The sequence below is a fragment of the Oceanicaulis sp. genome, from assembly GCA_040112665.1.
Classification (GTDB): Bacteria; Pseudomonadota; Alphaproteobacteria; order Caulobacterales; family Maricaulaceae; genus Oceanicaulis.
In genome coordinates this window covers 416355-431541 of sequence record CP157796.1, presented here as the reverse complement: position 1 = coordinate 431541, position 15187 = coordinate 416355, and the positions used below count along the sequence as shown (strand labels likewise).

Here is a 15187-nt window from a genome sequence, read left to right as displayed (position 1 = left end):
GCTTGAAGCCGCTCGCCTACGCCTTCGCCCGCCAGACGGGGATCGCGCTTCAGCCCGGCGAGGCGCCGGTGTTTCTGATGCGCGCGGGCGCCGATCCGCTGGCGCTGGTCGAGGCGCGCCGGGCCGCCGGCGCGGCGTTTCCGGTGCAGACGGTCGATCAGCGCGGTTTCGACAAGGCGCTGTCGGACATCTACGCCTTCGACGGGCTCGCCGCCCAGATGGGCGAGGAGAGCACGGACGAAGGCGAGGTCAGCCTGTCAGAGCTGATCAGCGAGATCCCCAAGACCGAGGATCTGCTCGACAGCGCGTCCGACGCCCCGATCATCCGGCTCATCAACGGGCTCATCGCCGAAGCCGTCCGCATGGGCGCTTCGGACGTGCATGTCGAACCGTTCGAGGAAAAGGTCTCGGTCCGCTTCCGCGTGGACGGCGTGCTGCGCGAGACCGTCAGCCTGTCGCCGCGCCTGGCGCCGGCGCTGATCAGCCGCATCAAGGTCATGTCCCGGCTCGACATCGCGGAAAAGCGCGTGCCCCAGGACGGCCGGCTGACCCTGTCGCTCGCCGGCAAGGGCGTGGACGTGCGCGTCTCCACACTGCCGTCGCGGTACGGCGAACGCGTCGTGCTGCGCCTTCTGGACAAGGAGAGCGCGCGCTTCACGCTGGACATGCTGGGCATGAGCGCGCCGCAGCTGGCCGACTTCAAGAAGGCGCTGTCCCAGCCCAACGGCATCGTGCTGGTCACCGGCCCCACGGGCGCGGGCAAGACCACCACGCTTTACGCCGGGCTCAACCTTCTGAACGACCAGACCCGCAACATTCTCACCGTCGAGGATCCGGTGGAATACGCGGTCGAAGGCGTGGGACAGACGCAGGTCAACACCAAGGTCGGCATGACCTTCGCCGCCGGCCTGCGCGCCATACTGCGCCAGGACCCCGACGTGGTCATGGTCGGCGAGATCCGCGACCGGGAGACCGCCGAGATCGCCGTTCAGGCCTCGCTGACAGGCCATCTGGTGCTTTCGACCGTGCACACGAATTCCGCGCTCGCCGCGATCACGCGCCTCAAGGACATGGGCGTTGAAAGCTATCTGCTCGCCTCGACCCTCACTGCTGTGGTCGCCCAGCGGCTGGTCCGCCGGCTCTGCCCGGAATGCAAACATGGCTACGATCCCGATCCGTCCGTACGCCGGATGATCGACGTCGCGCCGGACGCCCCGTGCACGCTTTATGAACCGCGCGGCTGCCCGGCCTGCGGCGGGACCGGGTTTCAGGGCCGTCGCGGGATCTATGAAATGGTGGTCGTGGACGACCGCATCCGTTCGATGATCCATGACGACGCGCGCGAAAGCGACATGAGCTATCACGCCTTCCGTGAGCGCGACACGCTCTGGCTTTCCGGCGTCGCGCTTGTGCGCGCGGGCGAGACGAGCCTTGCAGAAGTCATGCGGGTCTCCCGCGAGGACGGCGAGCGCGATGGCGGCGTTTGAGTACGAAGCGCTCGACGCGTCGGGCCGCAAGACCAGGGGCCTTCTGTCCGCTGACAGCGAAGCGGCCGCCCGGCGCGAGCTGAGACGGCGCCGGCTGGCGCCGCTGTCGGTCAGCAAGGCCGGAGAGGGCGGCGGGGCGGACCTGCTCAAGCGCCTGACCGGACCGCGCGCGATGAAGCCGCGCGAACTCGCCGGTGTGACCCGCCAGCTCGCCACGCTGATCGGGGCGGGCATGCCGGTGGAAGAGGCGGTCGGCCTTGTCGGCGCGCAGTCCGACGCCGAGCCGGTCAATCGCGTGCTGATGGGCGTGCGCGCCAAGGTGACCGAGGGCGAACGCCTGTCAGAGGCGATGGCCGCCCATCCGCGCAGCTTCCCGCCGGTCTACCGCGCGATGATCGCGGCTGGTGAGAGCGCAGGCGGGCTCGGGCTCGTGCTCGATCGGCTGGCGGACTATCTCGAACAGGCCGAGCTCTTCAAGCGCAAGGTCGGCGGGGCGCTGGTCTATCCGGCCGTGCTGGGGCTGATGGCGGTGCTGGTGGTCGGCGTGCTGCTGGCCTTCATCGTGCCGCGCATCTCCGACCAGTTCGGCTCGATGGGCATGGAATTGCCGCTCATCACCCGGGTGATGATGGCGATCTCGGAGTTTCTCGCCGCGAGCTGGCCGGTGCTGCTGATCGGCGCGGGGCTGATCGTCGCGGCCTATCTGGTTCTGATCCGGCGCGAAGCGGTGCGCCGTGCGCTCGACCGGTTCAGGCTGAAGCTGCCGGTGCTGGGCGGGTTCACCCGCAAGGTCGAGGCGGCGCGGTTTTCGCGCACCATGGGCATCCTCATCGCCTCTGGCGCAGTGCTGCCCGACGCGTTGCGCGCCGCGCGGCGCGCCAGCGACAATCTGGTTTTCCGCGAGGTCGCTGGCGGGATCGTCGAGCAGGTCGAGACCGGCAAGGGGCTGGCCGACGCGCTGAGGGCGTCACGCTTTTTCCCGCCCCTGATGGTATACATGGTCGCCGCGGGCGAGCGCTCGGGACGGCTCGCCGACATGTTCGAGCGCGCCGCCGATCACATGGAAGCCGACGTGGACGCCGCGGTGACCGCGGGCCTGTCGCTGCTGGAGCCGGGCATCATCATCGTGATGGGCGTGGTCGTGGTCACGATCGTGCTCGCCGTGCTGCTGCCGATACTGCAACTGAACACCGCCGCCCTGATCTGACGGGCGCGCAAGCAAGGAGAGGCGTGATGGATCTGCACGCTTACGACGCCGAGCCTTTCGAGGACGAGGAGGCCGGCCTGTCCCTGGTCGAGGTGATGGTCGTGATCGTGATCATCGGGGTGCTGGCCACCATCATCACCATCAACGTCCTGCCCATGCTGGGCAACGCCAACCGCACCGCGGCGCAGGCGCAGGTCAGCCAGCTCGCCCAGGGCGTGGAGACCTACCGGCTCACCATGGGGCGTTATCCGACCACGGAAGAAGGCCTCGAAGCGCTGGTCGTCCCGCCCCAGGACAGCCGCCTCGCTGCGCGCTGGCCCGAAGGCGGGTTCCTGTCCCAGCAGTCCATCCCGGACGACCCCTGGGGCGGCCAGTTCCAGTATCTCTATCCCGGCGAGCACGGCCGGTTCGACATCTGGACCTTCGGCGCGGACGGCCGTGCGGGCGGCGAGGGCGAAGACGCCGATATCGGCAACTGGGACCCCGACGCGGAGCGCTGACCGCCGGTCATGACCGCCCGCCCCCCTTCCGATGCCGGCGTCTCGCTGGTCGAGGTGCTGGTCGCGCTCGCGATCGTCGCGGTCATGGCGACTGCGGCGGTGGTGATGATCAGGCCGGGCGAGGACCCGCGCCGGCAAACCGCCGAACAGCTGACCCGCGCGCTCGCCGAAGCGAAACAGACCGCGCTCGTCACCGGGCGGCCCGTCGGCTTCGCCGCCGATCCGGACGGCCGCGGCTGGCGCTTTTTCGACTACGTGGAGGGGCGCTGGACTCCGGATATGGATCATCCCGCCTTCGCCCCTGTGCGCTTCGGAGGCGAGGATATTCTGCTCACCGTCGAGGAGGGCGCGATCGGTACGCGCGCCGGAGTGGGCGGCGACGCCCGGCTCGCGACAGCGCCGCAGGTCTGGTTCGATCCGGCCGGCGCCGACACGCCCTTCCGTTACGCTTTGACCGGCGGGGATCGTGATCCGCTGTTCCTTGTGCGCGACGGGCAGGGCCGCGTGGCGCTGCACGCCTTTTCCGAGGCGGAGGGGCGGCGATGAGCGCGGCGCAAAAGACCTCCGAGGCGGGCTTTTCCCTCATCGAGATGCTCGCCGCCCTGGCGGTGCTGGCGGTCGCGGGCGTGGCGCTGATGAACGCGCTGGGGACCACCGCGCGCACGGCGGGGCTGGCGCGCGATGCGGCGCTGGCGGACATGGCCGCGCGCAGCGTGCTCGCAAGCCGGATCGCCGAGGCGGGCGGCGGCGCGCTGTCTGACCGCACCGGCGTGTTCGAGATGGCGGGCGTGAGCTATGACTGGCGGCTCGATGTCGGCCGGTCCGGCGCGCCCGGGCTCGACCGGGTCGAGCTGGTCCTCGAAGAAGACGGCGAGGAACGCGCCCGGCTCGTCACCTTCCTGCGCGAGGCCCGGCCATGAGGCGCGAGGCGGGCTTCTCTCTTGTCGAAGTGCTGGCCGCGACCGCCGTGTTCGCGCTCGTCAGTACACTGTCTGTCGGCATGCTGAGCGCCGCTTTGCGCGGCCAGGAACAGGCTGAAGCCGCGCTCGAACGCCTCGGCGCGGCGCAGCGCGTCGCCGCGCTCGCCGAAGCCGATTTCGGCCAGCTGGTCATGCGCCCGGTGCGCGATGCGGAGGGCTTCACCGATCCGCGCGTCTTCGCGGGCTCCGTGCTCGGCGTCGAACAGGTGCGCGGGCTGTCCGAAGCGCGCGAGATCGTCGTGCTGACCCGCACCGGATGGACCAACCCGGAGACCCTTCAGCCGCGCTCCACCCTGCAACGGGTCAGCTGGCTTTATGACGGCGCGGCGCTGTGGCGTGAGGCCGGACCTTATCCGGACGCCGCGCGCGGGCCCGATCCCGTTCGTACCCTGATCGCCACCGGCGTGCGCGATCTGCAGCTGGGATTCTTCACCGGCGCGGGCTGGGCGGACGAAGTGCGGATCACGCCGGGCGAGGACGGTCAGGCGGGCGCGGCCAGCCCGCCCGCCGCCGTTCGCATCGTCTACACGCTCGACGGGCTGGGGCGGATGGAGCACGTGGTGCTGACCCCGGCGGCGGGAGCAGCGTCATGAAACGCTCCGAACACGGAACGGTGATGATCGCCGCGCTGCTTCTGGTGGCGCTGATGGCAGCCGTCGCCGTCCAGCTCGTTGATCTCAGCCGGTTCGCAGTCTTGCGCACCACGGCCGCCGATGCGCGCGGGCAGGCCTACTGGTACGCCCGCGGGGCGCGCGATTTCGCGGAGTCGGTGCTGATCAACGCCGGCGATCCGAGGCGCGAGGTGATGCGCCCTGACGAGGTCTGGCTGTCGGGTCCGCAGCTGTTTCCGATCGAGGGCGGCCAGATCACCGGACGCATTTCGGACGGAAACAACTGTTTCAACATCAACGCCCTGGCTGACGGCGGCGCAGAGACGGTCACGAACGCTGATCCCGAACGGGCGCGCGCGACCTTCCGGGCGCTGCTGCGCGAGATCGGCGCGCCGGCGGGGGCGGGCGAGCGTCTGGCCGGGCAGATCATCGACTGGATCGACGCTGACGACGATCCCGAGCCGGGCGGCGCAGAAGACGCCGAATACGCCCGCTTCAGCCCGCCCTATCGCGCCGCGAACCGGGCGTTCACCGAGCTCGAAGAGCTGCTCGCTTTGCCTGAGATGACGCCGGAATTCTACGCTGTGCTGAAGCCCTGGCTATGCGTGCGCCCGGTGTTCGAGCAGCCCGATCTCAATCCCAACACGCTCAGGCTCGATCAGGGCGCGCTGCTCGCCGCGCAGTTCGACGGCCGGCTTTCCGCATCCGACGCCGAAGCCGTGCTTTTCCGCAGGCCGCCGGACGGGTATGACGCGCTCGAGGCGTTTTTCGCCGACCCTCTGATCGCCCGGCTCAATCTCGAACCGGCCGAGCGCGAGGGCTTCGCGCTGCGCAGCCGCTGGTTCGACATGGAGGTCGCCGTGACGTTCGACGAAGCCCGCTTCACGCTGAGCCAGCTCGCCGAGCTGGACGAGGCGGGCCGCATCCGGCGGCGCGGCGAACGGTTCGGGACCTGGTGATGGCGGTGCTGGTCATCCGCTTGCCCGCCGATCCCGGCGCGGCGCGCTATCGCTGGACGCTGGTCGAGGACGGCGCACGCGCGGGCAAAGGCGAGGCTGCGCTCGGCGACGCGCCTGCGCTGCCTGACGGCGTTTCAGTTGAGCGCGCGGTCGCGCTTCTACCCTCCGAGGCGGTGTTCGTGCGGCGCCTGTCCGTACCCGGCGCATCGGAGCGGGACGCCCGCCGGGCCGCGCCCTTCCTGATCGAGGAACAGCTCGCCCAGCCGCTCGAGGACGCGGTGATCGAGACCGGTCCGAAGGGTGCGGACGGCCGCCGCTACGTGCTCGCCGCAGGCCGCGCGATCGTCGAGAGCTGGCGGCGCTGCGTCGCCGGGCTCGGCGTCAAACCGGTTCATCTCGCCCCGGACGCGATGATGATCGAAGGTCATGGCGCCGATCTCGCCGCCGTGCTCGATCATGGCCGGGTCGTCTTCCAGACGCGAAACGGCGATCTCTCCAACGCGCCCGAGGGCGGTGACGATCGCGATCCCGACGTCGTCGCCGCCGAACCGGTCGCCGGAGCGGTGGAGGCCGATCTCGCCAGCCTCGTCCTGCCTGCGCTGGCCGACCGGATCGGCCCGCGCCGCATCATCGCCGGCGAGGGCGTCGATCCCGACCTGCTGGCGCCTGAAGGCGTGCCGGTCGCGCTCAAGCGCATGCCCGCGCCTGATCTCGACCTCGCCGCCGCCGCAATCGATCCGGCCGCGTTCGACGCGGTCCCGCCCCTGCTCGGCGCGGGCTGGAGTTCGGGCATCGAATGGGCCGAGCTGCTCGCCCCGTTCAGGACCGCGGCGGTGCTGGCGCTGGCCGCCGTCTTCGCCGTGGCCGCCCTGTCGATCGGTCAGGCGCTTTATTACGAGGCGCGCACCGAAGCCTATCGCGACGCCGAGATCGCAGCCTTCCAACAGGTCTTCCCCGACACCCGCGTGGTCGACCCTCAGGCTCAGCTGCGCCGTTCGCTGGCCGCCATCGGTGCGGAGGAGGGCTCTGGCGCCTTCCTCGAACTCGCTGCAGCGCTTAGCGCGGTGGCCGCAGAGGTCGAGGACGTGGAGATCAGCGCGATCCGCTACGACGCGGCGCGCGGCGGGCTGTCGGTCACCGCGCGCTATTCCGATTTCGGCGACTTCGAAGCCCTGCGCGCCGCGGCCGATCAGGCTGGCGTGGTGCTCGAGGACGGCGGCGCACGGCAGGCCGAGACCGGCGTGGTCGGCGATTTCACCGTGAGGACGCCATGACCCCCGCCGAGCTTATCAAACCCGCCCGCGCGGCCTGGGCCGAGCGCACCGCACGCGAGCAGATCCTGCTCGCCGGGCTCGCCGCGCTTCTGGCCGGCACGGTGATCTGGTTTGCGATCCTGGGGCCTGCGCTGAGCTGGCGAGCGTCGTCCGAGCGGGTCTACGCCCGCGCCGCCGCCGATTACGAGACGCTGGTGTCCGGGCTCGACCGGTATCGCAGCGCGGCCAGCGAGGCGCAGCGCGCAGGAAGCTCTGCGCCGCTCAGGACGATCGTCGGCGCCAGCGCGAACGCGCGCGGCCTGCCGATCTCGCGCGTCCAGCCGCTCGAAGACGGCGGGCTCGGGGTCTGGCTCGACGCCGCTCAGGCCGACGCGCTTTTAAGCTGGCTCGTCACCCTGTCGCGCGAGGAGGGCGTCATGGTCGAACGGGTGAGCCTCGACCGGGAAGGCGACGGGATCGTCCGCGCCCAGCTGCTGCTCAGGCGGCCCGGAGGCGGGGCATGACGCGCTGGCCCTGGCTTCTCGGCGTCGGGCTCATCGCCTTCGTGATCGCCGCCGTCGCGACCGCGCCCGCGCGACTGGCCTTCGATCTGGCTGCGCGCCCCTCCGGGGTCGAAGCGGGGCTGGTCACCGGCACGATCTGGGATGCGAGCCTGCGCCGGATCTCCGCTGGCGGCGCCCGGATCGAGGCGGCCCGGGCCGAGATGCGGCCCGCCGCGCTTCTGGGCGGCCGGGCGGTCTGGGACGTCACGATCAGCGATCCCGATCTGCGCGGCGCGGGCCGGCTGATCCTCGCCCCGTCCGGCGTGGTGATCGAGAACGCCGACGGCGTACTGCGCCTTGATCAGATCCCCGCGCTCGCCGCGGCCAGCCTGCCGGCGGGCGAGACCGCGCGCATGGTGATCGACCGGCTGGCGCTCGACGATCAGGGCGGCTGCATCGACGCGCAGGGCCGGATCACCACCGCCGCTCTGGTCTCCGCAGGCGAGCGATTCGGCGCCGGCCTGCCGCTATTGAACGCCGATCTGACCTGTCTGGGCGGCGCGCTGGGCATGACGCTGTCGGCGGAAAACGAGACGCTGATCCTCACCGGGACCGCCCGCCTCGTCTCCGGCAAGCCGGACTGGCGGCTGGAAGCGCGCACCACCGACCGCGAGGTCATCGCCGCGCTCGGGCTTTTAGGCTTCGAGCAGCAAGGCGAGGTATATGTCGCCGACACCCTGTCCGCACAGGAGGGCTGAGCCATGCGCACCCTGATCCTTCTCGCCGCTGTGACCGCGATCGCCGGCTGCGCGAACGCGCCGTCGCTACCCGGCGCGCCGCCCGCCGCGTCCCAGCCGGAAGCGCCGGTGCGGACGGATTCCCTGCCGCCGCAGCGCCTGGCGCCCGGTCAGTGCGGGGTCTTCCTGTTCGAGCTGCGAGAGCCCAACGCCTTCGTCTTCTTCGAGGACGAGACCGCGCGCCGGGTGAAGATCGTTCATGACGGCCGGATCATCGAAACCGGCGTGACGCCGCAATCGGGCGCGTTCGTGCCGGGAGACCAGATCCGGCGGGTTTATCTCGCCCAGGCCGACAATCTTACCTTCACCCTGACCGGGCGGGTCGGCGAGGAGACCGGTTCGGGCCTGAGGGTCGAGGACGCGCTTTTAAAGACGCGTTTCCTGGACGGCTCCGAGATCGTCCGGCCGCTGGGCGGCGTGCGGCGCTGCGAGGACGGCCGGTAGCTCAGAACCCGGCCGCGCCGGTGAGCCCGAACTGCACCAGCACCCAGATCAGCCCGATGCCGAAAGCCAGGAACGGGCCGAAGGCGATCATCAGGTCGATCTGGAAGCGCCGCCCCGTCGCCAGCCGCATCACCAGCACATAGGCCAGCGCGCTCGCGCTCGCGACCAGCAGGATCAGCGGCAGGGCAAGCGCACCGCACCACGCCCCGCCCGCGGCGAACAGCTTGGCGTCTCCGCGCCCCAGCCCCGCCTTGCCGCGCACTTTCAGATAGCCGGTCTCGATCCCGACCATGACCAGATAGCCCAGCACCGCGCCCAGCGCGTGCAGCCAGAGCGGTTCATCGAGGACATAGGCGGCCAGAAGCCCGCCCGCGATCAGCGGCAGGGTGATCTTGTCGGGCAGACGCAGCGTGCGCGCGTCGATCACCGCCAGCGCCGCCAGCGCGGCGAGCAGGATCGCGGTGAGAATAAGGGGCGTCCACTCCATGGCGGGCGTTATCGCCCGTAACGACGGTTGCGCCAACTGCGGCGCGGGGCGGAGGGGCGCGCGCGCCCTGACTCGCCGCGCTTGACTCTGTAGCGCCTCGGAACAAAAATAGAACACCAAACGATGAAAGACCGACGGGCGGCGTGAGCGCCCCCGCGGCGAGCCTTGTCACGGAGCGTCTCATGGACCGCGCAGCCGACAGCCGCGCGACACGATCAGTGCGCCTTCAGCCCGGCCGGTCCGGCCCGCGCCGGGCCCGGCTGGACGCGCTGAAGGCGAAGATCGCCCGCCTCGAGGCGGAGGGCGGGGGTTTCGTCGATCCCGGCCGGCCCCGGCTCGCCCCGCCGGAACCGGTTCAGCCGGCGAACGATCCCGATCCGCTGGCCGAATTCAGGGCCGAGGCGGGTCTGCACGATCTCCGGCCGCAGAGCTATCTCGACGCGCCGGCCGCCTATGCGTTCGCGGCGCGCTGGCTCGCCGGCCTTCCGGGCGGGCGGGCGCTGGTCTGGGTGCGTGCGGCGGGCGAGCCGCGGCTCGATTTCGGCGCGCCGTGCCCGGACGGGCTGGCGCAGGCCGGGATCGATCCGGGACGGCTGACCCTGGTGCGCGCCCGGCCCGGCGCTGACGCGCTCTGGGCCATGGAGGAGGCGCTGCGCGCCGGCGCGCTGGTGCTGGGCGAGGCGGGCGCGGCGAGCGCCTACGACCTGTCCGCCTCGCGCCGGCTGCACGCGGCGGCGAAGACGTCGCGCGGCCAGATCCTGGTGATCCGCAGCCATGACGGGGCGGGGAGCAGCGCCGCGCTCACCCGCTGGGCGGTCGCCGCCGCGCCGGGAAAACCCGCCCCCTGGCGCGGGGCGGGCGGCCTGCCGGGGCTGGGGAGTTTGCGCCTGAAAGCCGTGCTCGAACGCCGCCGGGGCGGACCGCCCGGCGCGCTGGAACTGGAATGGGAAGACGATGCGCTACGCCGCCTTGAGCCTGCCGCGCTGGCCGACCGACCGGCTGAAGCCGCGGCCGGCTGACAGCGAGGACCGGCCCTTCGTCCTCACCCTGACCGGGGCGGGGGGCGAACGGCTTTACGCCCTCACCGAAAACGCCGAGGCCGCCGGGCTCGCGGGCAACATGGGCGTGGCCGACGCGCGCGCGCTCGCGCCGAAACTTTCAGCCAAACCCGCCGATCCGGACGCCGACCGCGCCGCGCTCATCCGCCTCGCCCGCTGGTGCGGACGGTTCTCGCCCTGGACCGCCGCCGATCCCGGCGCGCCGGGGCTGGACGGCGTGCTTCTGGACATCACCGGCTGCGCACAGGTCTTCGGCGGCGAGGACGCGCTTCTGACCCGGCTCGTGGAGGAGACCCGCGCGCTGGGCCTGCAGGCGAGCGCGGCGGCCGCCCCCACGATCGGGCTCGCCTGGGCGCTCGCCCGGTTCGGCGCGCCGGGCGCGGGCGAGGGCTGGACCAGCGTGGACGCGGTCCGCCCCGCGCTCGATCAGGCGCCGGTCGAGGCGCTCAGGATCGGGAAGACGGCCGCAAAGCTGCGCCGGTTCGGGCTTTTGAAGGCTGGCGATCTTCTCGCCCTGCCGCGGGCGGCGCTGGCCAGACGCTTCGGGATCGATCTCGTCCGCCGGCTCGACCAGGCGTCGGGCGCCGAACGCGAAACGCTGAGCCCGCTCAGCCCCCAGGCTGATCTGAGGGCGCGGGTCCGCTTCGCCGAACCTTTGCAGACGCTGGACGGGCTGAAGGAGGCGAGCGCCCGGGCGGTCGGGAAGCTCTGCGATGCGCTGGAGGCCGAGGCGCTGGGCCTCACCCGGTTGCGGCTCACGCTCTACCGGGTGGACGGGGCGGCGAAGGATCTCATCGTCGGGGCGGCCGCGCCCAGCCGGGACGCTGCGCATCTGACCCGTCTGGTGAAGGAACGGCTCGACCGGGCCGAGATCGATATCGGCTTCGGGATCGATCTGGTCGAGGCCGGCGCTGCGCTCGCCCGCCGGATCGAGACCGGCCAGACCGACCTCTCCGCCGAAGCCGGGGCGAGCGCGGCCGAGGCCGCCCGGCTCGCCGACCGGCTGAACGCAAGGCTGGGCGAGGGCGCGGCGCTGCGTCCTTCGCCGGAGAACAGCTGGATCCCCGAACGGTCCGCCGGGTGGGGGGCGGAAGGCCCGCCGCCGGGCCGCTGGCCTGAGCGCACCGAGCGCCGGCCGCTGCTCATTCTCGACCGGGCCGAACCGGCCGAGGCGGTCGCGGAAATCCCAGACGGCCCGCCGCGGCGCTTCACCTGGCGGCGGGTGCGCCACACGGTCGCCCGCGCCGAAGGCCCTGAACGCATCGCGCCGGAATGGTGGCGCGATCCGCCCGGCTCGGGTCCGGGCAAGGTGCGCGACTATTTCCGCGTGGAGACCGGCGAAGGCCGCCGCTTCTGGCTCTACCGCGAAGGGCTTTACGGCCGCGAGACCGACCAGCCCGGCTGGTTCGTGCACGGGGCGGGGTGATGGGTGTGGGAAGTCCTTCTTCCCTCCCCTTGACGGGGAGGGTCCGGCCGAAGGCCGGGGGTGGGGTGGGGCCGCAAGCGCCGTCTTCTGAAGATGTTCGCGCCGCACCCCCACCCGGCCCGGACCTGCGGTCCGGCCCACCCTCCCCGCAAGGGGGAGGGAAGATTCGCCCCCATCCCCCCCTCAGGTCTCCGCCCATGACCCGCTTCGCCGAGCTTTGCGCTGCGACGAATTTTTCCTTCCTGCGCGGCGCCAGCCATCCCCATGAGATGGTCGAGGCCGCCGCCGCTCTGGGGCTGACCGCCGTCGCGTGCGCGGACCGCAACACGCTCGCTGGCGTGGTGCGCGCCCATCTCGCGGGCAAGGAGGCCGGGGTGAAGGTGCTGATCGGCTGCCGGCTGGTCTGCGAGGAAGGCGTGGAGCTCGTCTGCCTGCCTGAGAACCGCCCCGCCTACGGCCGGCTGTCGCGCTTTCTGACCGACGCGCAGTTCGCCGGCGAACCGGGCGAGCCTCGGGTGCGGCTGAGCGAGGCGGCGCGGGCCTTGGGCGAAGATCAGGTGCTGGTGCTGATCCCGCCCGCCGAGGAGGACGAGGGCTGGACCGACCACGCCGAGGCCTTCGTCCGGCGGGTTCAGAGCCCGGTTCACCTGGCGCTGGTGCGCCGGTTCGACGGCAGGGACGGGGCGCGGCTGATGCGCCAGGCCCGGCTCGCACACCGGCTGGGGATCGAGACCGTGGCCAGCACCGACGCGCTCTATCACCGGCCCGAACGCCGGCTCCTCCAGGACGTGGTCACCTGTATTCGCGAGCATGTGCGCATCGAGGCGGCCGGCCGGCTTCTGGAGGTCAACGCCGAACGCCATCTCAAGCCGCCTGCCGAGATGGTGCGCCTGTTCGCAGGCTATGAAGACGCGGTCGCGCGGGCCGCGCGCCTGGCGGACTGGATCAGCTTCCAGCTCACCGAGCTCGTCTACGAATACCCTGACGAGGTGATCGGGGAGAACGAGACCCCGATGCAGACCCTGCGCCGGCTGACCGCCGAAGGCGAGAAACGCCGCTGGCCGGAGGGGACGCCGGACAAGACGCGCGCCGCGCTCGATTACGAGCTCGGCCTGATCGAGCAGCTCGATTACGCGCCGTATTTCCTCACCGTCTACGACCTCGTCCGCTTCGCGCGCAGCCAGGGCATTCTGTGTCAGGGTCGAGGCTCGGCGGCGAACTCGGCGGTGTGTTTCGCGATCGGGATCACCGAGGTCGATCCCTCCAGGATCGATCTGCTGTTCGAACGCTTCGTCTCCGCCGAACGCGGCGAGCCGCCCGATATCGACGTCGACTTCGAACATGAGCGCCGCGAGGAGGTGATCCAGTACGTCTATGAAAAGTACGGCCGCCGCCGCGCGGGGATGACCGCGGTGGTGACCTGCTACCGCCCGCGCGGGGCGATCCGCGAGGCGGGCAAGGCGTTCGGCCTGTCCGGCGACGTCATCGCGGCGCTTTCGAAAGCCGTCTGGGGCTGGCGCGAGGGGATCACCGACGACGTGATCCGCGACGAGCTCGGCCTCGATCCCGACAGTCCGGCGCTCAGGCGGGCGCTCGGCGCGGCGCGCGCGCTTCAGGGTTTCCCGCGTCATCTGTCTCAGCATCCCGGCGGGTTCGTGATCACGCTCGGCCGGCTCGACGAGATCGTGCCGGTCAGGAAGGCCGCCATGCCCGAGCGCACCTCGATCGAATGGGACAAGGAGGATATCGACGCGCTGGGGCTGATGAAGGTCGACGTTCTGGGCCTGGGGATGCTGACCGCGACGCAGAAAGCCCTCGATCTCGTCGGGGAGGCGTACGGCCGGGCGCTGAGCGTCGCCGGCGTGCCGGCCGAGGATCCGGTCGTCTACGACATGATCTGCAAGGCCGACACGGTGGGCGTGTTCCAGATCGAGAGCCGGGCGCAGATGACCATGCTGCCGCGGCTCAAGCCGCGCTGCTTCTACGATCTCGTCATCGAGGTGGCGATCGTCCGGCCCGGCCCGATCCAGGGCGACATGGTCCACCCCTATCTCAGGCGCCGCGAGGGCAAGGAGAAGGTCGAGTTTCCTTCAAAGGCGCTGGAGGAGGTTCTGGGCAAGACGCTCGGCGTGCCGCTGTTTCAGGAGCAGGCGATGAAGATCGCCATCGTCGCGGCCGGGTTCAGCCCCTCCGAAGCCGACAGGCTCCGCCGCTCCATGGCCGCGTTCCGGCGTTCGGGCACGATCCAGGAGATGGGCGAAAAGCTCGTCGCCGGCATGATCGCGAACGGCTATGAGCGCGATTTCGCCGAGCGCTGCTTCAAGCAGCTCGAAGGCTTCGGCGAGTACGGCTTTCCCGAAAGCCATGCGGCGAGTTTTGCGCTGATCGTCTACGTCTCGTGCTGGATCAAGCGCCATTATCCCGACGCCTTCCTCGCCGCGATGCTGAACTCCCAGCCGCTGGGCTTCTACGCCCCGGCCCAGCTGGTGCGCGACGCGCGCGAGCACGGCGTGGTGGTCCGGCCCGCCGATGTGAACCTGTCGGACTGGGACTGCACGCTGGAGCCGCTCGACCCGTTCGACGGCCCGCCCCCGACGCCGGAAGGGGGAAACCGCTTCGCGGTGCGGCTGGGCCTGCGGCAGATCAAGGGGTTGGCCGAGATCACGGCGGCGCGGGTGATGGCGGCGCGTGAGGCCGGCGGGCGGTTCGACACGGTCGAGGATCTGGTCCGCCGCGCCCGGCTGATCCGCAGCGAGACCGACCGGCTGGCGAACGCCGACGCCTTCGCCTCGATGGATCTCACCCGCCGTCAGGCCGGCTGGCGCGCGCTCGCCCGGCCCGGCCCGGACCTGCCCCTGTTTGAAGCAGACGGCGAGCGCCACGGCCCGGACGTCTCCGGCGCGCGCCTGCCGGTGATGGCGCAAAGCGAGGAGGTGGAGCGCGACTACGCCACGCTGTCTTTATCGCTGAAGGCCCATCCGATGAGCTTTTTGAGGCCCGTCTTCGAGGAGGCCGGCTATGCGCGCTGCGCCGATCTTCTCAAAGCGCGGGACGGGACGCGGGTGGGTGTGGCCGGGCTGGTGCTGGTGCGCCAGCGGCCGGGCTCGGCCAAGGGGGTGATCTTCGCCACGCTGGAGGACGAGACCGGCGTGGCCAACGTCATCGTCTGGCAAAGCGTGTTCGCGCGATTCCGCCGGGTGGTGATCGGATCCAAGCTCCTGGCCGTGACCGGCAAGCTGCAGCGCGAGGGCGAGGTGATCCATCTGGTCGCCGACCAGCTGATCGACCGGACGGGGCTTCTGGGCCGGCTCGCCGAAGGCGGGTTCGATCCGGGCCTCTCCCACGCCGACGAGATCGCCAGGCCGGGCATGGACGCGCGGGAGAAAGCCAAGCGCGGTCAGGGCTTCGCCACGCCCGGCGCGGAGATCATCCCCGCGAGCCGGGATTTTCACTGACGCGCGATCCGAAAAGTGGG

Annotated in this window: 15 protein-coding genes; 14 read left to right on the top strand and 1 reads right to left on the bottom strand. The window is 71.2% G+C overall.

Features of this window, described 5'->3' with window-relative positions:
- Positions 1–2: 2 nt before the first annotated feature.
- From gspE to ABL308_02110, 11 genes are read left to right on the top strand one after another with little or no spacing between them, the layout of a single operon-like run.
- The gene (gene gspE, locus ABL308_02160) at positions 3–1487 is read left to right on the top strand and encodes a type II secretion system ATPase GspE (GenBank protein ID XBQ16687.1); all 1485 of its coding nucleotides are present in this window, start codon (positions 3–5) and stop codon (positions 1485–1487) included.
- Entirely contained in the window at positions 1474–2694 is a 1221-nt protein-coding gene (gspF, locus tag ABL308_02155) for a type II secretion system inner membrane protein GspF (protein XBQ16686.1), read from the top strand. The genes gspE and gspF overlap by 14 nt, the downstream gene beginning before the upstream one ends.
- A gap of 26 nt (positions 2695–2720) precedes the next feature.
- Positions 2721–3194, top strand: a complete 474-nt coding sequence (gspG, locus tag ABL308_02150; GenBank protein XBQ16685.1) for a type II secretion system major pseudopilin GspG — start codon at positions 2721–2723, stop codon at positions 3192–3194.
- A gap of 9 nt (positions 3195–3203) precedes the next feature.
- Complete coding sequence (locus ABL308_02145; protein ID XBQ16684.1) at positions 3204–3740, top strand: GspH/FimT family pseudopilin; 537 nt, start codon at positions 3204–3206, stop codon at positions 3738–3740.
- A complete protein-coding gene (gene gspI, locus ABL308_02140) occupies positions 3737–4114 on the top strand; it encodes a type II secretion system minor pseudopilin GspI (GenBank protein ID XBQ16683.1) in 378 nt (125 codons plus the stop codon). Before ABL308_02145 ends, gspI begins: the two co-directional genes overlap by 4 nt.
- Positions 4111–4767, top strand: coding sequence for a type II secretion system minor pseudopilin GspJ (gene gspJ / locus ABL308_02135; GenBank protein XBQ16682.1), 657 nt, complete (start codon positions 4111–4113; stop codon positions 4765–4767). The genes gspI and gspJ overlap by 4 nt, the downstream gene beginning before the upstream one ends.
- A complete protein-coding gene (gspK, locus tag ABL308_02130; GenBank protein XBQ16681.1) occupies positions 4764–5744 on the top strand; it encodes a type II secretion system minor pseudopilin GspK in 981 nt (326 codons plus the stop codon). The genes gspJ and gspK overlap by 4 nt, the downstream gene beginning before the upstream one ends.
- On the top strand, positions 5744–7018 hold the full coding sequence (gene gspL / locus ABL308_02125) for a type II secretion system protein GspL (GenBank protein XBQ16680.1): 1275 nt from the start codon (positions 5744–5746) through the stop codon (positions 7016–7018). The genes gspK and gspL overlap by 1 nt, the downstream gene beginning before the upstream one ends.
- Positions 7015–7521 carry a type II secretion system protein M gene (locus ABL308_02120; protein ID XBQ16679.1) on the top strand — a complete coding sequence of 169 codons (507 nt, stop codon included), beginning with the start codon at positions 7015–7017 and terminating at the stop codon, positions 7519–7521. The genes gspL and ABL308_02120 overlap by 4 nt, the downstream gene beginning before the upstream one ends.
- Positions 7518–8258: a type II secretion system protein N gene (gene gspN, locus ABL308_02115; protein XBQ16678.1), complete on the top strand. Its 741-nt coding sequence runs from the start codon at positions 7518–7520 to the stop codon at positions 8256–8258. Before ABL308_02120 ends, gspN begins: the two co-directional genes overlap by 4 nt.
- 3 nt (positions 8259–8261) lie before the next feature.
- On the top strand, positions 8262–8741 hold the full coding sequence (locus ABL308_02110) for a hypothetical protein (GenBank protein XBQ16677.1): 480 nt from the start codon (positions 8262–8264) through the stop codon (positions 8739–8741).
- Position 8742: 1 nt separating this feature from the next.
- Here ABL308_02110 and ABL308_02105 read toward each other — a convergent pair whose 3' ends face one another.
- Positions 8743–9228 (bottom strand): A24 family peptidase, encoded by a 486-nt coding sequence (locus ABL308_02105; GenBank protein XBQ16676.1) that lies wholly within the window; start codon positions 9226–9228, stop codon positions 8743–8745.
- A gap of 182 nt (positions 9229–9410) precedes the next feature.
- On the opposite strand from ABL308_02105, the gene ABL308_02100 reads away from it, so the two are divergent.
- The 3 genes from ABL308_02100 (at position 9411) to ABL308_02090 (ending at position 15167) form a co-directional block, all read left to right on the top strand.
- The gene (locus ABL308_02100; GenBank protein XBQ16675.1) at positions 9411–10247 is read left to right on the top strand and encodes a hypothetical protein; all 837 of its coding nucleotides are present in this window, start codon (positions 9411–9413) and stop codon (positions 10245–10247) included.
- On the top strand, positions 10183–11712 hold the full coding sequence (locus tag ABL308_02095) for a DUF6504 family protein (protein XBQ16674.1): 1530 nt from the start codon (positions 10183–10185) through the stop codon (positions 11710–11712). Before ABL308_02100 ends, ABL308_02095 begins: the two co-directional genes overlap by 65 nt.
- A gap of 197 nt (positions 11713–11909) precedes the next feature.
- Positions 11910–15167 carry an error-prone DNA polymerase gene (locus ABL308_02090; GenBank protein ID XBQ16673.1) on the top strand — a complete coding sequence of 1086 codons (3258 nt, stop codon included), beginning with the start codon at positions 11910–11912 and terminating at the stop codon, positions 15165–15167.
- The last annotated feature ends 20 nt before the right edge of the window (positions 15168–15187 follow it).

Coding starts and splice junctions, on each gene's coding strand:
- gspF (XBQ16686.1), top strand. CDS start 1,474: ATGGCGGCGTTTGAGTACGAAGCGCTCGACGCGTCGGGCCGCAAGACC.
- gspG (XBQ16685.1), top strand. CDS start 2,721: ATGGATCTGCACGCTTACGACGCCGAGCCTTTCGAGGACGAGGAGGCC.
- ABL308_02145 (XBQ16684.1), top strand. CDS start 3,204: ATGACCGCCCGCCCCCCTTCCGATGCCGGCGTCTCGCTGGTCGAGGTG.
- gspI (XBQ16683.1), top strand. CDS start 3,737: ATGAGCGCGGCGCAAAAGACCTCCGAGGCGGGCTTTTCCCTCATCGAG.
- gspJ (XBQ16682.1), top strand. CDS start 4,111: ATGAGGCGCGAGGCGGGCTTCTCTCTTGTCGAAGTGCTGGCCGCGACC.
- gspK (XBQ16681.1), top strand. CDS start 4,764: ATGAAACGCTCCGAACACGGAACGGTGATGATCGCCGCGCTGCTTCTG.
- gspL (XBQ16680.1), top strand. CDS start 5,744: ATGGCGGTGCTGGTCATCCGCTTGCCCGCCGATCCCGGCGCGGCGCGC.
- ABL308_02120 (XBQ16679.1), top strand. CDS start 7,015: ATGACCCCCGCCGAGCTTATCAAACCCGCCCGCGCGGCCTGGGCCGAG.
- gspN (XBQ16678.1), top strand. CDS start 7,518: ATGACGCGCTGGCCCTGGCTTCTCGGCGTCGGGCTCATCGCCTTCGTG.
- ABL308_02110 (XBQ16677.1), top strand. CDS start 8,262: ATGCGCACCCTGATCCTTCTCGCCGCTGTGACCGCGATCGCCGGCTGC.
- ABL308_02105 (XBQ16676.1), bottom strand. CDS start 9,228: ATGGAGTGGACGCCCCTTATTCTCACCGCGATCCTGCTCGCCGCGCTG.
- ABL308_02100 (XBQ16675.1), top strand. CDS start 9,411: ATGGACCGCGCAGCCGACAGCCGCGCGACACGATCAGTGCGCCTTCAG.
- ABL308_02095 (XBQ16674.1), top strand. CDS start 10,183: ATGCGCTACGCCGCCTTGAGCCTGCCGCGCTGGCCGACCGACCGGCTG.
- ABL308_02090 (XBQ16673.1), top strand. CDS start 11,910: ATGACCCGCTTCGCCGAGCTTTGCGCTGCGACGAATTTTTCCTTCCTG.